Source organism: Streptomyces sp. NPDC086147, from assembly GCF_040702165.1.
Classification (GTDB): Bacteria; Actinomycetota; Actinomycetes; order Streptomycetales; family Streptomycetaceae; genus Streptomyces.
Map to the genome: position 1 here is coordinate 1 of NZ_JBFBJO010000054.1, position 2,003 is coordinate 2,003.

The window sequence follows — 2,003 nt, forward strand, 5'->3', positions numbered from 1 at the left end:
ACGGTTGGGCCGAAGAGAAAGGCGATGCAGCAGCGTCGGCGGATGTGCGAGCCTTCTGTCCCCAGACGCCGACCGAGAAGACTCTGATGACCCGCGATGACGCCCTCAAACAGCTCCGCCACATCGCGCGCGAGCGGGCATTCGGTAGGCATGTCGGGTCCGACCGGCTCATCCAGGCAGGGCTTGACGCCCTCATCGCCGAGGTCGAGAGTCCCTCCCTCGCCATGCTGGCCGGCCTCCTCCGAAGCGAGGAACCCGAAGCGCCAGCGCTCTTCGACCAGGTGCTGGAGGAACTGGGACTTCTCTTCCACCCGCCCGCCGACCCTCGGGCCGCAAAGTGGGCGATGGCCTACTGGATCGCCGGTCAGATAGCCGACGGAACCCTGGATCCCGCCACCGGCACCCACCTCATCTGGGCAGACGTCGCCTACGACCTCGGCTACCCCGAAGAGCTGCAGTCCCTCGTCTCATGTCATTTCAACCTGGACGATTGGCAGGAGAGCTGGGAAGTCTCCGTCGAGGAGCTCAACAGGGAAGCAGTCGAGGCGGCGAAGCAGTTCGTTCGCGGGAGGCCGGCAGCAGAAGCGGGGAGTTGACCGTCCGGTTCTTGCTCGCTGCGGTTCGGTCGCCTCCTACGATTCTGTGCATGCTGGATCCCGAACTGCTCGAACGGATCACTACGCGCCGTGCGGAACTGGACGAACTCGAAGAACATCTGGCCAAGCAGCTGGAAGCGGTGCGGGCTGAGCGGGACGAGCTCGCCGTCGCCGAACGTGTCCTTGAGAGGGTGAGCGAGCAGCTCGCCGAGGAACGTTCCTCAGCCCGGCCGATTCCCGGGCAGGTGGGCGGCCGGACGGTGATGCTGATCCCGCACCGCGAGCCGGGAGTGGAGGAGGACGCGCTGCCGTGGGACTACCAGCGCATTATCACCGCCGTGCGACAGGCCGCCGGACCGGTCATGGCCCGCGAGGTCGGCGAGGCAGTGGGGGTGGACATCAGAGTGAAGGCCAAGCTGGAACCGCTGCGCGGCAAGCTGGTCAGACTCGTCGACCGCGGCTGGCTCCGCAAACTGCCCGACGGTCGGTTCGCCACCCGCCTGTGACGAGCGGCACCGCCACTCGGAGTGGCTCAGCACGCGCATAACCGGGATGCCCCCGGCGGCCGTTGGGATTGTGTGACGAATACCAAAGAGCGCGCCGAGGACACCTGCCCGCTTGTCTACCAGTGCCGTCTGCCGCTGTCCACGCGCACCGTCAACCACCTCGCCGACCTGCTACGGCGTCATCTGAAGACGATTCGGTCCCGGTGGCGGATCCTGCCGCCCGGGAAGATCGCGGTGATCGTCCTGGCCGTACTGCGCCACGACCAGCGCCTGGCCGACATGGCCGGCGGCAACGAGGTGTCCGAGTCCACAGTCCGCCGATGGCGCGACGAGCTGATCGGACTGCTCGCCGCCCAGGCCCCGCGCCTGGACCGCGCCCTGAAGAAGGTCGCCAAGCAGGGCGGGGAGCTGGTTCTGATCGACGGCACCCTCATCCGCACCCGGCGCCGCACCGGCAGCGCCGACCGACGGAACTACTCCGGCAAGCACCGAACTCATGGCCTGCACTTCCTCGCCCTGACCGACGAGAACGGGCGCCTGATCTGGATATCCGCCGCGCGGCCCGGCCGCACCCACGACAACACCGCCGCCCGCCACGACCACATCCTGGCCCACCTGCGCGCCGCCGGCCTCGGGGCACTGGCCGACCTCGGCTTCCGCGGCCTGGACAACGACATCCTCGACCCCGTGATCGTCACCGGCTACGCCGCCAGCCGCACCCACAAACTCACCCCCGGCGAGAAGGAAGCCAACCGCGTCCTCGCCGTCGGACGCGCACCGGTCGAGCACGGCTTCGCCCACCTCAAGAACTGGCGGATCCTCACCAAGCTCCGCACCGACCCCGCCCGCGCCACCCAGCTCCTGCGAGCCCTGCTCGTCCTGACGAACCTCGAAGTCAACC

At 68.2% G+C, this 2,003-nt stretch carries 3 protein-coding genes; all 3 read left to right on the forward strand.

Annotation, left to right across the window (positions count from 1 at the left end; genetic code table 11):
• Positions 1-86: 86 nt before the first annotated feature.
• Positions 87-596, forward strand: a complete 510-nt coding sequence (locus AB0398_RS34225; protein ID WP_366379575.1) for a hypothetical protein — start codon at positions 87-89, stop codon at positions 594-596.
• Positions 597-646: 50 nt separating this feature from the next.
• Positions 647-1,102 carry a hypothetical protein gene (locus AB0398_RS34230; RefSeq protein WP_366379573.1) on the forward strand — a complete coding sequence of 152 codons (456 nt, stop codon included), beginning with the start codon at positions 647-649 and terminating at the stop codon, positions 1,100-1,102.
• Positions 1,103-1,174: 72 nt separating this feature from the next.
• On the forward strand, positions 1,175-2,003 hold an 829-nt coding region (locus AB0398_RS34235; protein ID WP_366379574.1), incomplete at its 3' end, for a transposase family protein.

Bases quoted from the DNA above. Each gene is read 5' to 3' on its own strand.
- AB0398_RS34225 (WP_366379575.1), top strand. From the start codon at position 87: ATGACCCGCGATGACGCCCTCAAACAGCTCCGCCACATCGCGCGCGAG.
- AB0398_RS34230 (WP_366379573.1), top strand. From the start codon at position 647: ATGCTGGATCCCGAACTGCTCGAACGGATCACTACGCGCCGTGCGGAA.